The organism is Spirosoma luteolum (assembly GCF_054778875.1).
Genome location: NZ_BAAGZE010000005.1, coordinates 101,004 through 122,173, shown reverse-complemented (window position 1 = coordinate 122,173; position 21,170 = coordinate 101,004). Strand labels below are relative to the sequence as shown.

At 56.3% G+C, this 21,170-nt stretch carries 18 protein-coding genes and 1 pseudogene; 10 read left to right on the top strand and 9 right to left on the bottom strand.

The window, feature by feature from the left end:
* The first annotated feature begins 18 nt into the window (after nucleotides 1-18).
* Both gldC and ACYVAC_RS08190 read left to right on the top strand, forming a co-directional pair.
* Entirely contained in the window at nucleotides 19-366 is a 348-nt protein-coding gene (gene gldC, locus ACYVAC_RS08195) for a gliding motility protein GldC (protein ID WP_461097127.1), read from the top strand.
* A gap of 90 nt (nucleotides 367-456) precedes the next feature.
* Nucleotides 457-1,662 (top strand): thioredoxin family protein, encoded by a 1,206-nt coding sequence (locus ACYVAC_RS08190; RefSeq protein ID WP_461097126.1) that lies wholly within the window; start codon nucleotides 457-459, stop codon nucleotides 1,660-1,662.
* Nucleotides 1,663-1,870: 208 nt separating this feature from the next.
* On the opposite strand, the gene ACYVAC_RS08185 is transcribed toward ACYVAC_RS08190, so the two are convergent.
* The 4 genes from ACYVAC_RS08185 to ispG form a co-directional block, all read right to left on the bottom strand.
* Nucleotides 1,871-2,425, bottom strand: a complete 555-nt coding sequence (locus ACYVAC_RS08185) for a tetratricopeptide repeat protein (protein ID WP_461097125.1) — start codon at nucleotides 2,423-2,425, stop codon at nucleotides 1,871-1,873.
* A gap of 76 nt (nucleotides 2,426-2,501) precedes the next feature.
* Nucleotides 2,502-2,858 carry an MmcQ/YjbR family DNA-binding protein gene (locus ACYVAC_RS08180; RefSeq protein ID WP_461097124.1) on the bottom strand — a complete coding sequence of 119 codons (357 nt, stop codon included), beginning with the start codon at nucleotides 2,856-2,858 and terminating at the stop codon, nucleotides 2,502-2,504.
* A complete protein-coding gene (locus ACYVAC_RS08175; protein WP_461097123.1) occupies nucleotides 2,855-3,043 on the bottom strand; it encodes a DUF6728 family protein in 189 nt (62 codons plus the stop codon). The genes ACYVAC_RS08180 and ACYVAC_RS08175 overlap by 4 nt, the downstream gene beginning before the upstream one ends.
* 117 nt (nucleotides 3,044-3,160) lie before the next feature.
* On the bottom strand, nucleotides 3,161-5,182 hold the full coding sequence (gene ispG, locus ACYVAC_RS08170; RefSeq protein WP_461097122.1) for a (E)-4-hydroxy-3-methylbut-2-enyl-diphosphate synthase: 2,022 nt from the start codon (nucleotides 5,180-5,182) through the stop codon (nucleotides 3,161-3,163).
* A gap of 251 nt (nucleotides 5,183-5,433) precedes the next feature.
* Between ispG and ACYVAC_RS08165 the strand changes: the two genes are divergently transcribed.
* On the top strand, nucleotides 5,434-5,799 hold the full coding sequence (locus ACYVAC_RS08165; protein ID WP_461097121.1) for a hypothetical protein: 366 nt from the start codon (nucleotides 5,434-5,436) through the stop codon (nucleotides 5,797-5,799).
* Between the two features lie 102 nt (nucleotides 5,800-5,901).
* Here ACYVAC_RS08165 and ACYVAC_RS08160 read toward each other — a convergent pair whose 3' ends face one another.
* Nucleotides 5,902-6,774, bottom strand: a complete 873-nt coding sequence (locus tag ACYVAC_RS08160; protein WP_461097120.1) for a lysophospholipid acyltransferase family protein — start codon at nucleotides 6,772-6,774, stop codon at nucleotides 5,902-5,904.
* Nucleotides 6,775-6,953: 179 nt separating this feature from the next.
* On the opposite strand from ACYVAC_RS08160, the gene ACYVAC_RS08155 reads away from it, so the two are divergent.
* The 6 genes and pseudogenes from ACYVAC_RS08155 (at nucleotide 6,954) to ACYVAC_RS08130 (ending at nucleotide 12,701) form a co-directional block, all read left to right on the top strand.
* Nucleotides 6,954-7,601, top strand: a complete 648-nt coding sequence (locus ACYVAC_RS08155; protein ID WP_461097119.1) for a WbqC family protein — start codon at nucleotides 6,954-6,956, stop codon at nucleotides 7,599-7,601.
* Between the two features lie 102 nt (nucleotides 7,602-7,703).
* Nucleotides 7,704-10,235, top strand: coding sequence for an ATP-dependent Clp protease ATP-binding subunit (locus tag ACYVAC_RS08150; protein ID WP_461097118.1), 2,532 nt, complete (start codon nucleotides 7,704-7,706; stop codon nucleotides 10,233-10,235).
* A gap of 145 nt (nucleotides 10,236-10,380) precedes the next feature.
* The gene (locus tag ACYVAC_RS08145) at nucleotides 10,381-10,974 is read left to right on the top strand and encodes a Crp/Fnr family transcriptional regulator (RefSeq protein WP_461097117.1); all 594 of its coding nucleotides are present in this window, start codon (nucleotides 10,381-10,383) and stop codon (nucleotides 10,972-10,974) included.
* A gap of 269 nt (nucleotides 10,975-11,243) precedes the next feature.
* A complete protein-coding gene (locus tag ACYVAC_RS08140) occupies nucleotides 11,244-11,639 on the top strand; it encodes a hypothetical protein (RefSeq protein WP_461097116.1) in 396 nt (131 codons plus the stop codon).
* Nucleotides 11,615-11,791: pseudogene (locus ACYVAC_RS08135) on the top strand (hypothetical protein); the annotation flags it as partial. The gene ACYVAC_RS08140 and the pseudogene ACYVAC_RS08135, both read left to right, overlap by 25 nt.
* A gap of 544 nt (nucleotides 11,792-12,335) precedes the next feature.
* Entirely contained in the window at nucleotides 12,336-12,701 is a 366-nt protein-coding gene (locus tag ACYVAC_RS08130) for a hypothetical protein (protein WP_461097114.1), read from the top strand.
* Between the two features lie 97 nt (nucleotides 12,702-12,798).
* Here the strand turns inward: ACYVAC_RS08130 and ACYVAC_RS08125 are convergent, their stop codons facing one another.
* From ACYVAC_RS08125 to ACYVAC_RS08110, 4 genes are all read right to left on the bottom strand, one after another.
* Nucleotides 12,799-14,241, bottom strand: coding sequence for a TolC family protein (locus ACYVAC_RS08125; protein WP_461097113.1), 1,443 nt, complete (start codon nucleotides 14,239-14,241; stop codon nucleotides 12,799-12,801).
* A complete protein-coding gene (locus ACYVAC_RS08120; protein ID WP_461097111.1) occupies nucleotides 14,234-17,431 on the bottom strand; it encodes an efflux RND transporter permease subunit in 3,198 nt (1,065 codons plus the stop codon). Before ACYVAC_RS08120 ends, ACYVAC_RS08125 begins: the two co-directional genes overlap by 8 nt.
* Nucleotides 17,432-17,450: 19 nt before the next feature.
* A complete protein-coding gene (locus ACYVAC_RS08115; protein ID WP_461097110.1) occupies nucleotides 17,451-18,593 on the bottom strand; it encodes an efflux RND transporter periplasmic adaptor subunit in 1,143 nt (380 codons plus the stop codon).
* A 171-nt stretch (nucleotides 18,594-18,764) separates the two neighbouring features.
* Nucleotides 18,765-19,367, bottom strand: coding sequence for a hypothetical protein (locus ACYVAC_RS08110; protein WP_461097109.1), 603 nt, complete (start codon nucleotides 19,365-19,367; stop codon nucleotides 18,765-18,767).
* 558 nt (nucleotides 19,368-19,925) lie between these two features.
* Between ACYVAC_RS08110 and ACYVAC_RS08105 the strand changes: the two genes are divergently transcribed.
* Nucleotides 19,926-21,164 carry a cation:proton antiporter gene (locus tag ACYVAC_RS08105; RefSeq protein WP_461097108.1) on the top strand — a complete coding sequence of 413 codons (1,239 nt, stop codon included), beginning with the start codon at nucleotides 19,926-19,928 and terminating at the stop codon, nucleotides 21,162-21,164.
* Nucleotides 21,165-21,170 lie beyond the last annotated feature (6 nt).

Sequence of the window (21,170 nt, the reverse complement as noted above, 5' to 3'; positions counted from 1 at the left end):
CTTTGTAAATTTGTGGGTATGAAAAAGTCTGATATTCATTTCACCGTCGAACTCGACAACCAGAATATTCCTGATAAAATTTATTGGGATGCTACCGATAACCCGAACGAGGGGCTGAGCGATACCCGGGCCATTGCCATTTCGCTGTGGGATCACTACAAGACGGGTACGCTGAAAATCGACCTCTGGACCAAAGACATGGAGGTGATCGACATGAAGCGGTTCCTGATCGAGATCATGAGCGGGCTGGCCGACACAGCCGTCAACGCCACCAACGATAAACAGATGGCCACCGACATTGAGAACACCTGCCGGGTGTTGAGCAAGCGGCTCGACGAAGAGATCAAGCAACTGAATAAAAAATAAGTGTACGCCATGGGTCGTTGGTGAGGGCAGTACGGTTTTTGCCGTAGGCTGATTCACCAACGACTTCTTTTTTAACGCAAAGCCCTTTCCATGAGAAAAATTGCCTTGTTGCTGCTGCTAACCCAACTGGCCTTTGGGCAGAAAACAGCGTCTAAATCAGGCGGTATCCAGTTTCGGGCCGGTTCGGTCGACGCGCTCTTCGCCGAAGCCCGACGCACGAACAAGCCGGTGTTTGTCGAGATTTATTCGCCCACCTGTCATGTCTGCCAAAGCTTCATGCCCACCCTGGCCGACAGCCGCGTGGGTCGTTTCTACAACGACAAGTACCTGAGCACCAAACTCGACATTGCCCTGCCGTCGACGCGCAAATTTCTCGACAGCCGCCGGCTGTTTGTGCCCTCACTGCCGTTGTTTCTATACTTCGATCCGCAGCAGAACCTGATTCACTTCGCCATGAGCAACAACTCGGTCGATGAGGTGATCCGGCAGGGAACGCTGGCACTGAACCCCCAGACCCGCAGCCAGACCATGAAATCGCGGTACCAGCAGGGCGAACGGGCCAATAACTTCCTGATCGACTACGCCATGCTGAGCCGGGTGACGAAAGATACCCTGGCGGGCATTGCCGCCATGAGCGATTATGCCAAACAGCAGTCGCCGGCCACTTATGCGAACCAGACGAACTTCCTGGCGCTGCAGAAGCTCGTACTCGACTTTGAGAATCCGATGGCGCAGTACATGGTTAACCACCTCGACAAGTATCGGCAGTTCGACAACGAAAATGTACGGGCGCGCGACGTGGCCGAAAATATTCTGATGTCGTCGCTGTTCAGCGGGCGCGGGGCACAGTATCCGATTGCCAAGATTCTGCAGATTCGGCAGGATCTGGTCAAAATCGGTATCGACCCCAAGGTGGCGGCCAACCGGACGCTGCTGCCCGAGGTAAATGCGTATTTCCGGGCCCGACAGACGGGTAAAGCCACCGAGCGGATGGATAATCAGGTGGCCAGCAATCAGCTGACCGTGCCGGAATATATCTACATCAGCCGGTTGTTCAACCGGGCCAGCCCCGACGCCAGCGACGTACCGACGGTGGTGAAATGGGTGAATAAAGGACTTGCCCTGAAACCCGGTGCCGGCGAGCAGGCCGATCTGTACTTCGAACTGGCCGACGCCTACCGCCGGGCGGGTAAAGTGGCCGATGCGCGCGCAGCGGCCCAGAAATCGATGGATACGGCCCGGAGTGCCGGCCTCAGCACCAGCCGCAACACGCAGCAGCTGGGCCGGCTGAAATAACCGGTCTTACAGAGTCAGACAGAAACGGGGTTAGCCGGATATAGATCGGACTAACCCCGTTTTTTTATGTGCGTAGACCTGCTGTAAGGTGTCGACAGTCAATAAGCTATCTGAACGGGATGGAAACGGCCCGTAGTCAGGCTCTTTCGTCCCGGCAGCAGGGCGGTGGCTGGTACAACCCGAAAACCGAAATCGGGATACTGAGCCCTTACCTGCGCTGGTACAGCGGGCGGGTGAAGGGAGGCTGCAGCAGCAGATGAACCGAATTTTCGTCGCCCAGCGCAACGGCCCGGCGCAGGTCGTTTTCGGCCTGGGGCAGCTGCCGCACCTGAATACGGGCCAGCGCCCGCCAGCGATAGGCATCGGGCTTGTCGTCGCGGAAATGCCAGACCGCTTTGTCGAACTCGCGGAACGCTTCCGTGTACTGCTCGAGCTGGTAATGGGCAATACCCCGGTCGAGGTAACAGTCGGCCAGCGTATTGTCGCGGCTCAGGGCCTGGGTGAGGTCATAAATAGCCGAGTGCAGGTTTCCCTGCAGCAACTGGCACCGACCCCGGCAGGCGTAGGCTAGGGCTGACTTGGGGTGCTGGCGAATCGCTTCGTCGAAGTAGCGGTGAGCGGCCACAACATCCCGTTCCTGCAACAGCTGAATACCCTTCTGAAAGCGCAACCGGTCTTTGTCCGCCGGCGTGTCATGATCCATCAGGTAATACCGGATGATCAGGTACAGCACGAAGAACACACCAATCAGAGCAACTTCCATGACGCAACAATAAGAATAGGTTGTAGTATGCGAATTTACGGCCGGTCTGGCCCGACAACAAGCCGAAACGGTAATTTTAATGGCCTTCGAGCGACTGCCGGACCGACTTGGGAAGTGCCCGAAACACCAGCTCATAGGAGTGGTCGATCCAGTCGACGAGGTCGCTGGAGCGCAGGGCGCCACTGATCGTGATGGTGTTCCAGTGGGTCTTGTTCATGTGATAGCCGGGTGCCACCGCTTCGTGTTCTTCCCGCAACTGAACAGCTCGTTCGGGGTCACATTTCAGGTTGATCGTGGTGGGACGACTTTCGGTATCGAGGAGGGCAAAGATTTTTCCACCCACCTTAAACACCAGCGTGGCCTCATCAAACGGAAACGACTCCGTTACACCGGGCTTGGCAATGCAATGCTGCCGAATGGCTTCGGTATTCATCGTACGCAGTGCCGGACCGTGTAAACAATCAGTGCAAACAGGAACATCAGAATCGAGATGCGGTTGATGCCGTGCATCATGCGCAGGTTGACACTCGTTGGTCTGGACGGGTCCGGCTTCCGGAATACCCGCAGAAAGTACTGAAATACGGGTCCAAGCTTGAAGTAATCGGCTAGTCTGTTCACAGTAGGTTGATGTTTGCGGCTGTCAGCAGCCATATGCTACCGACAGCCGAGCTGATGGGGTGGGGGCAGCGGCCTCCGATACCCCACTAAAAAAAGGTTGAAGCAAATTGTTCCGGCTTATTGTCCCGTCGTGGCCAGATCGGGCTCAATCCAGCGGCTGTCTTCGCGGATCAGTTCGATCAGTTCATCGACAGCCCGGTCGGCCGGCACCGATTTTTTGATTACTTCCTGCCCCCGGTAGAGCGCAATCTTATCGCGTCCGATGCCCACATAGCCATAATCGGCATCGGCCATTTCGCCCGGTCCGTTCACGATGCAGCCCATAATGCCGATCTTGACGCCTTTGAGGTGGTCGGTACGCTGGCGAATCATAGCCGTGGTTTCCTGCAGGTCGAACAGCGTACGGCCGCAGGATGGGCAGGAGATGTATTCGGTTTTGGTGATGCGGGTGCGGGCGGCCTGCAGAATGCCAAAGGCCAGCTCGTTCAGGCGTTTCCGATCGGCGGCCGTACTGGTGGTACCGGGTGAGAGTATGAGGCCATCGCCCAGCCCGTCTATCAGCAAACCGCCCACATCGGTAGCCGCAAACAGCGATACATCGCTGTCGGGCACATCGGTGTACTGCCGCTGAATTACCACCGGGGTGGTCAGGCCCTCGTTCATCAGCGTTACAAACAGCCGCCGAAGCTCGGGCATGGCGTGGGCATTCTGGGTGGAGGCCAGCAGCACCACCGTCGGATCGGTGCGGAGCTGGGCCAGCAGATCGGCCGACAGGTCGGCGAGCTGCACCCGAACCATCGACAGCCGGCTGTGCAGGGCCGTGCCGGTCTGCCGGGCGGTCAGGTACTCGGCCACAGTCAACAGCGGATGCGCGTTGATAGGGTCGGTTATCGTCTGCCAGACCGGGTAATCGACGAGTTCCTTCAGGCCGTTGGGCAGCATGAAGCCCGCCGGTGTCTGACCGGTGTAGATAAAGTCGGCCCCCAGGTCATTCATTCGCCACTTGTCGGGAAGGGGCAGGTAGAAATGGCCCACCGCCTGCAGCACCTCGGTCTGATCGACGGGTACGTGGCTAAAGTCGGCGATGACGCGGGGTACGTTCTGCCCGCCAAACGGGCCGGTTTCCTGCGTGGCCCGGCGGGTGTACTGGAAGGGGTTGATGGGGTACTGTTCGATAGCCGGAATAGGCTGACTGGCCGTGGCGCGGTTGGTGTAGCGGTCGATGAGGGCTTTTGCTACGGGGGCTTCGCGCTCGGGCTCTTCGGTCAGGGATACCCGAACAGTATCGCCAATACCATCTTCGAGCAGGGTGCCGATACCGAGCGCCGATTTGATACGCCCGTCTTCGGCCTCCCCGGCTTCTGTAACACCCAGGTGAAGGGGGTAAGGTTTCAGACCCTCTTCGTCGAGCCGCTGCACCAGCAGCCGGTAGGCCTGTACCATTACCTGCGGGTTGCTCGACTTCATCGACAGCACAATATTGAAATACTGCTCGTCTTCGCAGATGCGCAGAAACTCCAGCGCCGACTCCACCATACCGGCCGGGGTGTCGCCGTAGCGGCTCAGAATCCGGTCCGACAGCGAGCCGTGGTTGGTGCCGATGCGCATGGCGGTGCCGTATTCCTTACAGATACGCACCAACGGCAGAAATTTGGCCCGAATTCGCTCGAGCTCGGCGGCATAGGCGGCATCGGTGTAGTCGATGAATTCGAAGCGCTTGCGGTCGGCGTAGTTGCCGGGGTTGATCCGCACTTTCTCCACGATGCGGGCGGCCAGTTCGGCCGCATTGGGCGTGAAGTGAATGTCGGCCACGAGGGGGGTGGTGTAGCCCCGGGCGCGCAGGCCGTTGCGGATATTTTCGAGATTCTGCGCTTCCTTCACGCTGGGCGCCGTGATCCGCACGTATTCACAGCCAGCTTCGATCATTCGGATGGTCTGTTCGATGGAACCGGCTGTATCCATGGTGTCGATGGTGGTCATCGACTGCACCCGGATCGGATAATCAGAGCCCATCGGCACCTCTCCAATGGTAACGGTCGTGGTTTTTCGCCGAACGTATTGCGTTAGCGAGGGGGTGTAGAGAACCGCCGGACGGGCCGTTGGCGAATCGTTGGTGAGGGCAATAAGCGTGTCAGACATACAGAGTCCTGTAGGAGCCGGTTTTAGGCCAGCAAAGGTACGCAAAAGAGTATTGGCGTTGGGCCGGGTACCTGTTTCGAAAACATTGCAGTTGGCACGATGGTTCGTCGGCCGAACTGGTAACGGTGTCTTTACTAGGTAGAATCCGACCGGACAAACAATCTGTAACTACGGATGTTTATAGATTATGAACCTGATCAGTACAGTCTGATGGCTGTTTGTAAAATGATCGGTTGTTCCCCAACAACGCTATGAAACTCAACGTAATCAACACAATGCTCCTCGTGATGGGCCTGACCATCGGTGCCTACGCGCAGGACTCGACCATGACCAAGGCGGAGCGTAAAGCGGCTAAAGCCGAACGTAAAGCCCGTCTGAAAGCAGACATGAAAGAAGCCGGCCAGAACCTGGGTGATGCGGCTAAGGAAGCCGGCAAAGGAGCCAAGCGCAAAGCCAAAGTAGCGGCTGAAGCAGTGGCCACCGGCGTCGACAAAACGGGTGAAGCCATCGATAAAGGCGTCGATAAGGCGGGTAATGCCATTCAGAGTGAAGCCGACAAGCTGAAGGCCAAGCGCGATTCGACCCGGGCCGAAAAAGCCCGTCGCGATTCGCTGTAGGCGATCCCCCTTTCGGTAGTTCTATACAGCAAAGGCCGGCCCCAGTTCTGGAGCCGGCCTTCGTTTATGTTGCCGGGCGGCATGAGCCGTTCCGGCGGGGAATCAATCAAATTTGGCCCCCACCTTAGCGTATTTGCCGCGCCAGTGTTTCCAGCGCTTGTGCGACCAGAGCCAGTCCGAAGGGTGTTCGCGAATGGTTTGTTCGATACGGTCGCGGTAGCGTTCCAGAATGGCCGCGTGGGGCAGTTCCGTGTAAGGCGGTTCGGCCAGCTTGCTGAACGTAACGTGGTAATGCCCGCGTCGGACCCGCACCACGTCGACATACACAACGGGCAGGTTCCGGCTTCGGGCCAGGCGTTCTGAACCGGGGTAAAACGGGGTATCGCGGTGCAGGAAAGGCATCCAGTGCGCGTGTTCGGGCACGTCGGGCACCTGGTCGGCCACCATACCAATCAGGCGGGGTATGTTCTTGGCCTGCACCATCCGGCGGGGCAGCGTATTCATGGGTACCGGCACCGCTCCAAAATGGCCCCGAATGCCCCGCACCAGTTCTTCCGAAAACGGACTCGTCAACGTTTTGTACACACTATCGATCGGCACACCCGCCAGCACAATGGCCGAGGGTATCCACTCCCAGTTGCTGGAGTGCGAGGTCATGGCAATGATAACGTGGCCGTCGGCAATCAGTTGCCGCACCATATCCATACCGGTAAATTCGACCCGACGGCGCAGTTCATCGGCCGACAGGCCCGGCAGCTTCAGCGTCTCGACGAGCAGATCGGTCAGGTTGCGGTAGAAACCACGGGTAATAGCCTGGCGTTCAGCCGGGCTTTTCTCAGGAAAGGAGAGTCGAATGTTCTCCTCCACCACGGCCCGCCGGTAGCGAACCAGGTAGAACAGAACCACGTACAGAAAGTCGGCAAGACCATAGAGCGCCCACAGGGGAAGCCAGGCCAGAAAGCGAAAAAAAAACATCGGCAAACCCAGCTGCTGTTGTCCGCCAGACCATGGATTTGGGTGGAAAGCAGCCGGAAATTAAAATTGGGTGAATAAGACTGGTCGTATCGAATTTTTACTTTATTTGTCAGCTGATACCGTCATTCGTATTGGAAAAATACCAATTACAGTCAACATCGGCTGCCCTGCTCATTGACTTGCATTACCTGCCCTGTCTGGACTATATAGCGGGCATACGGCAACACCAGCGTGTCTGGATCGAGGCCCATGAACACTACCAGAAGCAAAGTTACCGAAATCGGTGCTACGTTCGGACAGCCAACAAGATTGAGGCACTGACCGTGCCGGTGTTGCGCGGCACACATCACCAGCCCATTCGGGAGTTACGTATCGACAACGGGCAGGCGTGGCAGCAGCAGCACTGGCGGACCCTCACGGCGGCTTACGGCCGGGCTCCTTTCTTCGACGAATATGCCCCCCGGCTGGCCCCTGTTTACCACCGAAGCTGGGCCTTTCTGTTCGACCTGAATCTGGAACTGCTGACAATTTGTCTGGGTCTGACGGGTATCAAAACACCGGTGAGTCTGACAGAATGGTACCAAAAAGCCGCCCCGGCGGGCCAGTTTGACGCCCGGTCGCTGCTGAATCCGGTTCAGCGGGGGCAAACGTATGTATTCGGAGTGCCAAACGCATACCCGCAAAATTTTGGTCCTGATTTTGCACCTAATCTGAGCATACTGGATCTTCTGTTTTGTCAGGGGCCGGGGGCAGTAGATTATTTGGCTGGTAACCCCAACGGGCGTGAGCAGTCTAAGGAAAGCAAGGTCATTGCCGTGGCCAGCTGACCCCGCCGGTACCGCAGGCCGAGCCCTGCAAAAGAGTGAACAAATCCTTAAAACTCTACGTTAAGCCAGTATTACGCTTACCTAAGGAGACCCGCAAAGCGAATGGAAGCAAAATTCTCAAACCGCGTTAAGGAAGTTATCTCGCTAAGTCGGGAAGAAGCCTTGCGTTTAGGCCACGATTATATCGGCACAGAGCACCTGTTGCTGGGTATGATCCGTGAAGGCGAAGGTGTGGCAGTGGGACTGCTGAAGAAACTCGGCATCTCGCTCGACGAACTCCGGGTAACGATCGAACAGGCAACGAAAGGAACGGCCACCAACAACGTAAAAAATCTGGCGAATATTCCGCTGACCCGTCAGTCGGAAAAAACGCTCAAGATCACGTATCTGGAAGCTAAAATTTTCAAGAGTCCGCTCATCGGAACCGAGCACCTGTTGCTGTCAATTCTGCGCGACGAAGATCACGTTGCTACGCAGATTTTGAACAAGTTTAACGTCAACTACGAAGTCATCAAGGAAATGCTCGAATATCAATCGTCGGGAAGCCGTCCAGTGATGGGCCCTGAAACCGACGACGATGATAATGATCGAGGCATGTTTAGCGGGGGCGGTAGCGCTGGCTCAGGCAAAGATCCCAAAGGCTCGGAAAAATCGCGGACACCCGTTCTCGATAATTTCGGTCGTGACCTGACCAAGTTGGCCGAAGTCGGTAAACTCGATCCCATCGTTGGTCGGGAAAAAGAAATTGAGCGCGTGGCCCAGATTCTGAGCCGCCGGAAGAAAAACAACCCGATTCTGATTGGTGAGCCGGGCGTTGGTAAAACGGCTATTGCCGAAGGACTGGCCCTGCGGATCGTGCAGAAAAAAGTGTCGCGGGTGCTGTTTGGCAAACGCGTCGTTACGCTCGACCTGGCTTCGCTCGTGGCGGGTACCAAATACCGGGGTCAGTTTGAAGAGCGCATGAAGGCCGTGATGAACGAGCTGGAAAAATCGCCCGAAGTGATTCTGTTCATCGATGAGCTGCACACGATCGTGGGTGCGGGCGGTGCCTCGGGTTCGCTCGATGCCTCCAACATGTTCAAGCCCGCCCTGGCCCGTGGCGACATTCAATGCATTGGCGCCACCACGCTCGATGAGTACCGTCAGTACATCGAGAAAGATGGTGCCCTGGCCCGCCGGTTCCAGATGGTGATGGTCGATGCTACGTCGATCGATGAAACCATCGAGATCCTGAACAACATCAAGGACAAGTACGAAGAACACCACCACGTCAACTACACACAGGAAGCTATTGAGGCTGCTGTGAAGCTGTCGGAGCGGTACATCTCGGACCGGTTCCTGCCGGACAAAGCCATCGACGTACTCGACGAAGTGGGCGCCCGCGTGCACATCTCGAACATCACGGTTCCCGAAGATATTCTAAAGCTCGAAGAGCAGATCGAGAACATCAAGAAGGAGAAGAACCAGGTTGTCAAGAGCCAGAAATACGAAGAGGCTGCCCAGCTCCGCGACAAGGAGAAGCGCCTGATCGATCAGCTCGACCGCGCCAAACAGGCGTGGGAAGAAGACACCAAGAAGCGTCGGTATACAGTATCGGAAGAAAACGTTGCCGAAGTGGTGGCGATGATGACCGGTATTCCTGTCACGAGCGTGTCGAACGACGAAGGCAAGAAACTGGTGAACATGGGCGAAGAGCTGAAAGGCCGCGTCATTGGTCAGCAGTCGGCCATCGACAAACTGGTGAAAGCCATTCAGCGGACCCGCGTTGGTCTGAAAGATCCGAAGAAGCCAATCGGTTCGTTTATCTTCCTCGGCCCAACCGGTGTTGGTAAAACGGAGCTGGCGAAAGTGCTGGCAAGCTACCTGTTCGACAAAGACGATGCGCTGGTGCGGATCGATATGTCGGAGTACATGGAGAAGTTCAGCGTTAGCCGGCTGGTTGGCGCCCCTCCGGGCTACGTTGGTTATGAAGAAGGCGGTCAGCTGACCGAGAAAATTCGTCGGAAACCCTATAGCGTCGTGCTGCTCGACGAAATCGAGAAAGCCCACCCGGATGTGTTCAACATCCTGCTGCAGGTGCTCGACGATGGTATCCTGACCGACGGTCTGGGTCGCCGGGTCGACTTCCGGAACACGATCATCATCATGACCTCCAACATCGGGGTGCGTGACCTGAAAGATTTCGGTGCCGGTATTGGTTTCGCTACCAAGAAATCGGCCGAAACGCAGGACGAGCTGATGAAGAACACTATTCAGAGTGCGCTGCGGAAAGCGTTCTCGCCGGAGTTCCTCAACCGTCTCGACGACGTGATTGTGTTCAACTCGCTGCAACGCGAAGACATCCATAAGATCATCGACCTGATGCTGGGCAAACTGCTCGGCCGGGTTACCAACCTGGGTTACACCGTTGAGCTGACCGAGAAGGCGAAAGACTTCCTGTCTGACAAAGGGTACGATCCGCAGTATGGTGCCCGTCCGCTAAGCCGCGCGATCCAGCGCTATCTGGAAGATCCCGTTGCCGAAGAGATTCTGAAAGGGGAGCTCAAAGAAGGCGATGTAATTGCGGCCGACTACAGTGGCGAAGGCGACGCGCTGACCATCACGGTGCGCAAGCCCGAAGCCGTGGTTGAGTAAGATAACAAGACGTAAAACGAAAAAAGACCGAGCGGCAACGTTCGGTCTTTTTTCGTTTATGATTTTTAGTGCACATATAACATAAAATGCATTGAAGTATATTCTGGAGTCAATGTACAAATGCCTGAGAACACAATATAATTTTATGCAAGAAACACAGGCTTCAGCCAATAACATGGAAAATTTGATTCAGGCAATATCGTTTATCCAGCCGGTGTCAGAAAATTTACGCCAGGCGCTCTACGCGTCAGTTTTGAGTCGAACGTACGCTAAAAAAGCACATCTACTTCAGCCAGGACAGGTTTGTAACCGAGTGTGGTTTATCGGCAATGGTTCTGCAAGGGCCTATTACTTCAAGGAAGATAAGGAAGTGACGTCATGGTTTATGATGGAAAACGACTTCATTATTTCGGTGCGAAGCTTTTTCGGACGGCAACCCAGTTATGAATACATTGAAGTGCTGGAGCCGTCAGAGCTATTGTCAATCGACTACATTTGTTTACAGCAACTATATAATACATATCCAGAATTCAACCGTGTAGGCCGCATACTGACCGAGCAGTATTACACCCAAAGTGAAGAACGCTTATTTCAACTACGTATGAATACCGCACAGAATCGTTATGACACCCTGTTGAGTAAGCACCCAACGATTTTTCAACGGGCGTCGCTTAAACAAATCGCTTCGTACCTTGGTATAACCCCCGAAACGCTAAGTCGAATGCGGGCAAAACGATAGATAAGTATTTCTTGATAAATGTCAAGAAGATTCCCGACATGTCAACATACTTTTGGCGTGTAAATCACACCAATTCCAAACGCATGAAAGTTACCCTGACCCAGGTAGTACGCTGTCTGATACTGACTGTTTTGTTCTGTGCCTGTGAACAAAAAGATGTAAGCGTGATTTATTCACCCGGTCAATTTGCGATTTGAGAAAATGGAATAACTTTCAATTCAATCACTCAGTATACGACACCAAGTAAAGGCGAGAATGCAACTAAAAACATGAATGATCGCCGACAACTGGTGAAATGGGTAAGTGGGTTGTTGTTACTTGTTATTGTAACAAACTGCCCACCATTTCGATGGCTGGTTAAATTCCAGATGGACAACATCTATTTTACTCAAGATGGTGGAACTGTCCTTGAAGAAATGCCGGGATTTGGCGGTCATTATGAGGCCGTTGAGCGTGGTTTTGAAGAACACAAGCGTTTATTCCCAAATCGACATGATACAGTGCTTTACCGTGCTTTCAAAATGAATCCCCTAGCGTTCTGGCATTGGTATGATTATTTATTTCATCCACGCTACAAATTACCCTATCGTCAGTACGTGCCTAATCCGGCTTTAAGAGACAGTTTACAGCGTGAAGCGTACCGCCGTACGCTACCCGCCCGCTAAGCCGCGCCATCCAGCGCTATCTGGAAGATCCCGTTGCCGAAGAGATTCTGAAAGGGGAGCTTAAAGAAGGCGATGTAATTGCGGCCGACTACAGTGGCGAAGGCGACGCGCTGACCATTACGGTGCGCAAGCCCGAAGCGGTGGTTGAGTAAGCCAGCCCTCGTATGATTGCAAAACCCCGGTGGTGACGCCGGGGTTTTTTTTGTGCGTATTGAAACGAAAAATGCGCCAGCGGAGCTGGGGTGGATGAATGATTATCGGGGCTGAAACACTGCCAGGGCCTCTTTTTAATCGAATTGCCCTACCGCAAGTGGGTGCCGCCCGGGATGGATAATTAGCCGGAAACCGAAATAGACGGTACAGATCGCGGGAAGATTTCGGTTTAGCGCGAAAAAAAGGAGAACTTGCAGGCTGATACCCCAATGTGCCAGTCGTACGGTCGGCGGTTTATACCGACCAGGCGGTTTTAACCGGACGAAGCGTTCGTTGCTTCAACCAGCCAGTTGGTCCGTACCTACCCAATAGTATCCTGTTTGCCGCTGAATTTCTAAACGGACGGCGCCTGCTGACCCACTTGTCAGGTTGCGTTTTCACGACTTAGCTTCCCCGGTCGATCGGTCATTACCGCGCTGACCCATCTGTATGTCTCAGATGGATCGCCTGGCGGAGTACCCCACAAACCAGACACAATCACCAATGAGTAAGCAAGCGCACATCCGCAAAACTATGGCCTGGGCAAGAGCCCACGGCTTCGACGACATAAAAGCGAACATTCCGGAAGACGAAACCTGCGTACCGCCGATTGCCTACGGTCGTAAAGACGGCGAGGAAGCCTTTGTGCCAGACGTAACGGGTGAATCGGTGCACGGCATGTCTTACTTCGAGGTCGTTATGAAAACCGACCCCATGAATCACCTCATCTCGAAGCTCAAGCTAATCAGTGTGCTGGCCGCCCGGCGGGGTGGCAAGCTGTACCTGATGGCACCCAAAGGCCATTTCCAGTTTGCCCGTGATGTAGCCCAGGAAAACCAGATCATTGTCGAACTGATCCGGCTCGACTAGGTCGGTTCAGCCCCTACTGTACCAGCATACATGCAAAAACCCGGTCTGATCAGACCGGGTTTTTGCATGTCAAGGGCGAAGTGGAACCGGGCTAGGACTAGTCCCAGCCGCCCCCAAGCGCACGATACAGATCAGTCATGGCCAGATACTGCGCCCGTTTGGTATTGATAAGTGCCAGCTCGGCTTCGAGCACACTGCGCTGGGCAGTAATGACCTCGAGGTAGGTAGCGTAGCCACTCGCAAAAAGATCGTTGGAGGTAGCCACGGCCTGATTGAGTACATCGACTTCCTGCGCCTGCAAATCGGCTATACCCCGGTAGTTACTCACACCCTGTAGATTGGTCATCACTTCGCCAAACCCCGTCAGCACGGTTTGCCGGTAGCGCAGAAACGCTTCGCGGCTCTGTGCTTCGGAAAGCTGCAGGTTGGCTTTCAGAAACCGGCGGTTAAAGACAGGCCCTGTCAGCCCGCCCAGGAGTCCGGCGGCAATCGACGCCGGATTGAACAGCGTTGCTGTCCGGAAAGCGTTGAGGCCCACATAAGCAGTCAGGTTGAGGCTGGGCAGAAACTCGGCCCGGGCCACCTCGATATCAACATTGGCGGCTTCGAGTTCGCGCTCGGCCTGGCGAATGTCGGGCCGGCGTACCAGCATACGGGCGGGCAGGCCCACCTGTACCGTGGTTGGCAGGTTGCGCTCTTCGAGCGAACGTCCCCGCACCACCGGTTGCGGATACCGCCCCAGCAGCCGGTTCAGGTTTATTTCGGCTTCGACAATCTGCTGGCGGATCAGATTCCGGCGGCCCTGGGTGTTCAGCAACTGGGCCGCAAACTGCTGCACGGCCAGCTGGGTTACCCGGCCGGCTTCTTTCTGCACCTTCACCAATTCGAGCGCATTCTGTTGCAGGGCAATGTTTCGGCGCAGAATGGCCAGCTCACCATCGAGGGCCAGCAGCGTGTAATAGTAGCGGGCTACTTCGGCTACCAGCGATGTTTGCAGCGCATGCCGCCCTTCTTCCGACGCCAGCAGCCGCGTATAGGCCGCCCGGCGCCGGTTCTTCAGCTTGCCCCAGATGTCGACTTCCCAGCTGCTTCGGGCACCCAGAAAATAATCGGGGGTAGGGTTTGGAATGCGCTGATTGCCATCGATGTTGGGCGACAGGTTGGTGTCGAAGTTTCCGACACCGTTGAGCGTATTGGCGCCGTAGCGGTCGACACCGGCCGATGCGGCCAGGTTTACCTGCGGAGCCAGAAACCCCCGGCTGTAGGCGTAGGCGGCCCGGGCCTGCTCGATGCGCTGCGTAGCCACCTGCAGATCGAGGTTCTGCGCCAGGGCGGTGTCGATCAGGGCTACCAGGCTGGAGTCGGCAAAAAAGGTTTGCCAGGGCTGGGCACCAATGCTGGCCGAGTCGGTAGTCCTGGCAAAGGTAGCCGGGGTAGGCCGGGTGTCGACCTGCCGGATGGGCTGGTATGTCTTCTGGCAGCTACTCAGGCCCAATACGAGCAAGGGTAGCCAGCGGTATGGAATGCGTGAATCAGGCATGAAGAATGGCGTCGTTGGCGTCGGCCGAAACAGCGTCGGTCGATGCCGGTTTATGATCGGAATCGCTGGGGGGCGTGTTGCCCGCGCCAAACCGGCTGGCGAGGGTAGCGAAGAGTACGTAGAGGCCCGGCACGAGCAACAAGCCAAACACCGTACCGGTAAACATACCCCCGGCGGCCGCCGTCCCGATGGAGCGGTTGCCGAGCGCCCCGGCGCCCGAGGCCACACAGAGCGGAATCAGGCCGGCAATGAAGGCAAACGAAGTCATCAGGATGGGGCGCAGCCGGGACACCGAAGCCTCGATGGCTGCCGCTACAATCGACAGCCCCTGCCGTTGCCGCAGGCTGGCAAACTCTACAATCAGAATGGCGTTTTTGCCGAGCAGTCCGATCAGCATAACCAGCGCCACCTGGGCGTAAATATTGTTCTGCAGACCGGCCAGTTGCAGAAAGGCAAACGATCCGAAAATGCCGGGCGGCAGCGAGAGCAGTACCGGCAGGGGCAGCACCAGACTTTCGTACTGGGCCACCAGCAGCAGGTATACGAAGATCAGACAGATACCGAAGATATACAGCGCCTGATCGCCCGACAGGATTTCTTCGCGCGTCATACCCGACCATTCGTAGCTATATCCTTTGGGAAGCGTTTTGGCGGCTACCTCCTGCACGGCCCGAATAGCATCGCCACTGCTGTAGCCCGGGGCCGCATCGCCATTGACCATCGCCGATGTGTACATGTTGTAGCGGGTCAGCTGCTCGGGGCCGTACACGCGTTCCAGCCGCACAAAGTTGCTGTAGGGCACCATTTCGCCCTGGTCATTTTTGACCCGCATGTTCAGCACATCTTCGGGCTTAGTGCGGTACTGCGGAGCTGCCTGCACCATTACCTTGTACATCTGCCCGAACCGGATAAAGTTCGACGCGTAGAAACTGCCCATCAGCGTTTGCAGGGTACTCATGGCATTATCAACCGAAACGCCTTTCTGGGCGGCTTTCTCCTGATCGACATGCAGCAGGTACTGCGGGAAACTGGCGTCGAAGCTTGTGAAGGCACTACCGATTTCGGGGCGTTTTTTCAGGGCCGCAATAAACTGGTCGGCCACGGTGGCCGTTTGCTGCAGGTCGCCACTGCGGCCGCGGTCGAGCAGCCGCAGCTCAAACCCGCTGGAGTTACCGAAGCCAGGTACCGTAGGGGGCGGAAAAAACTGAATACTGGCATCCGTAACGCCTTTAGTTTTGTCTTCCAGCATCCGAATCAGTTCCTGCATCGATTCGGAGCGTTCTTCCCAGGGAGCCAGGTTGATCATGCCCATGCCAAACGAAGCACCGGCGCCATCGGTGAGCAGGCTGAAGCCGGCCAGGGTCGAAATGTTTTCGACGCCGGGGAGTTTGGCCGCAATGGCCTGAATTTCGTCGAGTGCTTTCTCGGTACGATCGACGGTGGCGCCTACGGGCATGGTCACGTTGACGTAGATCATACCCTGATCTTCGGTCGGGATAAAGCCGGCCGGCAGTATGGTGTTGACGCCCCAGGCGCCCAGTATAAACAGCAGTAGCAGCCCTACCGTTACGACGCCCCGGCGCAGGATGCGCTCGAGCAGCCGGCCGTACCAGCGCGCCAGGCGTTCGTAGTTCCGGTTGAAAGCGGCAAAGAACCGGCCCAGCGGTCCGGGCTGATCGCCGTGGGCAGGGCGCAGCAGAATGGCGCAGAGGGCGGGCGTGAGCGTGAGGGCGTTGACCCCCGAAATCACAATGGCAATGGCCAGTGTCAGCGAGAACTGCCGGTAGAAAATGCCAACCGGGCCCGACATGAACGCCACCGGAATAAACACAGCCGACATAACGAGGGTGATGGCCACAATGGCACCGGCAATGTCGCTGAGGGCCCCAAAGGTAGCCGCCCGGGCCGAGAGGTGTTCCTCGGCCATTTTGGCGTGTACGGCCTCTACAACGACAATGGCGTTGTCGACGACGATACCGATAGCCAGCACCAGTGCGAACAGCGTGAGCAGGTTAATCGAGAAACCGATCATGCTCATAAACGCAAACGTACCGACCAGCGCCACCGGCACCGCCAGGGCGCAGATCAGGGTCGACCGCCAGTCCTGCAGAAACAGGAACACGATCAGAAACACCAGTACGAAGGCTTCGATCAGGGTCTTGATCACCTCATGAATCGAGGCATCGAGAAAACGCGATACATCGTAGGCGTAGTTGTAGGTAATACCGGCCGGAAACGATGTTTTCTTTAGTTCGGCCATGCGCTTTTTCACGTTGGCAATAACGTCGCTGGCGTTGGAGCCCGGCCGCTGTTTGAGCATGATAGCCGCCGAGGGTTTACCGTCGGTTTTCGACAGAACGCCGTAGTCGAGAGAGCCAAATTCGACGTCGGCCACGTCTTTGAGCCGCAGCAGCGACCCATCGGGGTTCACCCGCAGCACGATATTCTCGTACTGGGCCGGCTCAAACAGTTTGCCCGTGTAGCGCAGCACGTACTGCAGCACCTGCGGATCGCGGTTGGCGCTTTCGCCCGCTTTACCGGGGGCGGCTTCCACGTTCTGTTTCCGGATACCGGCAATGACATCGTCGGCCGAAATTTCGTAGACCGTCATGCGGTCGGGTTTGAGCCAGACCCGCATCGAGTAATCGCGCGAGCCCATGATCACGGCCAGGCCCACGCCGTCGATGCGTTTGAGCTCGGCCAGGATATTGATATCGGCGAAGTTGTAGATAAACTTTTCGTCGACCGTGGGGTCGTCGCTCATGATGTTGAGGTAGAGCAGCATACTGTTCACCTCTTTCTCGGTCATGACCCCGGCTTTGATAACTTCCTCCGGCAATTCATCGACAACCGTGTTGACGCGGTTCTGCACGTTCACAGCCGCCAGTTCGGGATCGGTGCCGACCTCGAAAAAGACCTGGATCAGCGTGGTGCCATCGTTGCCTGAGATGGAGTTCATGTACGTCATGCCCGGCACCCCGTTGATGGCCCGTTCGAGGGGAGTAGCCACGGCGTTGGCGCAGACCTCGGCGTTAGCGCCGGTGTATTTGGTAGTGACGGTAACCGACGGTGGAACAATTTCGGGAAACTGGGTGACGGGGAGTCCGGTCAGCGCCAGCACACCCAGCAGTACGATCAGCACCGAAATAACGGCCGACAGTAACGGGCGTTTAATGAAGGTTGTAAACATACGGTAAGCGGGGTTTCGGTTACTGAGCTGCGGTAAAGAGGGCGCGCAGCTGATTGCCGGGCAGGGCCCGGGGACTGATGGTCATGCCATCTTTGAGGTTCTGAACGCCTTCGTAAACAATGCGTTCGCCAGGTTTGAGGCCCGATTTAACGATGTAGAACTGGTCGAAGCGGCTGCCGGGCACGAAGCTGCGGGTACGAATCTGATTGCTGGCATCGACGACATAGACAAAGTTTTTATCCTGCACTTCGAATACCGATTTCTGGGGCACCAGCAGCGCGTCGGCTACGTCGGTCGACAGCCGGACCTTGCCCGTAGCCCCGTGGCGCAGCAGGCCCTTGGGGTTCGGAAAGCGGGCCCGGAACGCCAGCGTTCCCGAATTGCCCTCAAATACCGTTTCGTTGGTTTCGATCTTACCCGGGTAGGGGTAGGGCGTGTCGTCGGCCAGCAGCAGGTCGACTTCCTGTACGGTGGTTTCGCTCGGGTTGCGCCGTTTCTTGATAAAAGACAGGTACTCTTTTTCCGACACGTTGAAGTAGGCGTAGATCTGACCCAGATCTGATACGGTTGTGAGCAGGGCTCCCTCTTCGATCAGACTGCCCCGCTTGAACGGGATTCGGTTGATAACACCGTCGAACGGCGCCCGGATGCTGGCCAGCGATACCTGCAGCTGAGCGCGCTGCAAACTGGCTTTAGCGACATCGATAGCGGCCCTGGCAGCATCCATCTTGGCTTTGGCCAGCTGCAGTTCTGATTTGGAAACAATGTTTTTATTGACCAGCAACGCGACCCGCTCCATCTCGACCTGTGCCGATTTGGACTGGGCGATTGCGCTTTGCAGACTGGCCTGCGCCTGCGCTACCTCGACCTGGTACTCCGCTGCGTTGAGCTGAAACAGGAGCTGGCCTTTCCGGACGGGTTTACCCTCATCGACCAGAATCCGGTCGAGATAACCCGATACCCGCGCCCGGATCTCGACGTTCTGCACGGCCTCCAGATTGCTGGCGTAGTCGTGATCGAGGGTAGCGTCCTGATTCTGGAGCTTGAGTACGGGAATGGCCGGCGCATCGACCACCTCGTCCTGCTTGTCGTCCTGTTTTGGCGAGCAGCCAGCCAGCATGGCCACCAGGGCCAGCGTCATAAAACCCGTTGCATTATCCATAGCGTTGCGAAATACTACCTGTACAAAGGCGTTTGCGGCACCCCGGCCGGGTGGCAGGGGTGGGTAGCCTCGGCAAATAGCCTGTAGCGACTAAGGATGGGCTTAAAAAAATATTAGAATTCGCTTAGAGAACCGTACCTGTGTGCTGAGCCGGGCGATTGAAAACCCATTTCAGGAACGAAGCGGAGCCGCGCGCAGGGCTTTGTAGGTGTACCGGACTGCGTTGGCCAGTATCAGCAACAGCAGCAACCCCGGCATGAGTACGACAAAAGTCAGCGAATAAAAGTCGTAGAGGGACATACCCAACCCATTGGCCCAGATAACGCAGAACTTAGCACAGCCCTGGAACAACGACTGGTACATTTTGCCGACGATGTGCAGCAACACAAGCGCCAGCAGCAGCAGCGCCATGATGGCTCGCCAGATAAAGCCAAGCCAGGTCTGGCGTTTTGGTTGTTCGTTTGGTTTGTCGAAAAGCCGGATGAACAACCAAAACGCCAGCATGGAATAGCCCACCACATAAACCAGTACGTTAACCAGTTCGTAGTCGATTGGCAGGGCCTTCAGGCCTTTTACCTGTAGCTGGGTGCCCTGAAACAAACCGGTCAAATGGCGGGGGTGCGTGCAGCCATAGTATTCACAATACAGGGTGCAGTAATCGGGCTGGTGCACAAGGTCGGCCGGGTCGATAATCGACCCCATGCCCCAGGTCATGAAGAAAACGATACAGAATAGAATGGCCAGATAGCCGAGCAGGGCATTGGGGAAGCGCATAACAGGTAGGTCTGAGCATGGATAGACCGCGCGCCAGCCAAACGATACCGATGGCTGGCAACTAAACCTATACGCTAACGGAAAACAGGCTGCTGATCGTGTCAGATGGATCGTCTATACCGTCTCAGCCCTGGCCAGGACCTGACGTTTGTATTACCTGACCAGGCAGTCGGTCAGGAGCCGCCGGGCAGGGCATAAAAAAAGCTGGTCGTAGGGCGACCAGCTTTTCCGATATGAATACAACCTGAATTGAAAAATCTCGTTTCCGACGGTTGTCTGGCAACCGATGGCTAACGGGTCAAAATTGTTGAAAAAAAAGAAATTATACAACTATTCGCATAAATTACTTGTGAGTGGCCCAGGCTGGTCAAGCTGACACTAAACCGACTAATTAACTAGAGTAATTGCGACCCGCATGCTCTGGCGGCTACCCCAAGGCGTAGCGGACAGGGTCGCCGGATCGGCTGGCCAGGGTAGCACAACGGGCGGAGCCTAAACTGTTTTGGTCGGTTAGGGGGTTATACTTGTGAATCGCTAACCACTCAACACTGCCTGTCTATGGATTTTTTCGACCTGTTCACGGTGCTTCTGGTTATGTCAGCGGCTTTTGCGTATCTGAATACCCGGTTTTTAAAGCTACCCGACGCCATCGGCATTATGGTGGTGTCGCTGGTGTTTTCGCTGCTGCTGATCGGTTTTAACTCTGTGTTTCCGGCCCCGTTCGAGCGGGTTCGGACGGCCGTGGCCGGTATCGATTTCTACAAGCTGCTGTTCAACGTAATGCTCAGTCTGCTCCTGTTTGCCGGCGCGTTCCATACCGATGCGGCCAACCTGAAGGTCGAACGGCGGTCGGTCATGCTGTTTGCGTTTGTGGGGGTGCTCATCAGCACGGTGCTGGTCGGTACGGGCCTGTATTACGCAGCGGGTGGACTGGGCTACGCATTGCCCTATACACTCTGCCTGTTGTTTGGCGCGCTGATCTCACCCACCGACCCGATTGCCGTGCTCGGCATTCTGGCGCGTTTCGACCTGCCCGAACAAATCAAAACCAACATTGTGGGCGAATCGCTGTTCAACGATGGTGTTGGGGTGGTAGTGTTTGCCACCATCTACCAACTCGTCGAAACGGGGGCCACCACGGTCGATCCGGGACAGACGGCGCTGTTTTTTCTGGAAGAAGCCGGGGGTGGGGTGCTGCTGGGCCTGGCCCTGGGCTATGGCATGTATGGTCTGCTGCGTACTGTCAATCAGTACCAGACCGAGGTGCTCATTACCATCGCCGGCGTAATGGGCGGGTATCTGCTGGCCCGCTGGCTGCACGTGTCGGGCCCACTGGCCATGGTGGTGGCGGGGCTGCTGGTCGGCTACCGCGCCCGCGAGCATGCCATGAGCCAAACCACCGAAGATTACCTGGACAAGTTCTGGGAGCTTGTCGACGGTATTCTGAACGCCCTGCTGTTTGTCCTGATCGGGCTCGAACTGCTGGTCATTCCGTTCGAACGGGCCTACCTGACACTGTGTCTGCTGGCGGTACTGATTGTACTACTGGCCCGTTACCTGTCGATCCTGATTCCGTTTTCGCTGGCCCGGCGCTGGCTCGATCTGGGCCCCGAAGCGCCCATGATGCTTACTTGGGGTGGGCTGCGCGGGGGACTGTCGATAGCCATGGCCCTGTCGATCGACAGTCAGGTACCTTACAAAGACCTGATCGTGACCATCACCTACGCCGTGGTGCTGTTTTCGGTTATCGGGCAGGGCCTGACCATGGAGCGGCTTATCCGGCGACTTTATCCCTAACGTTCA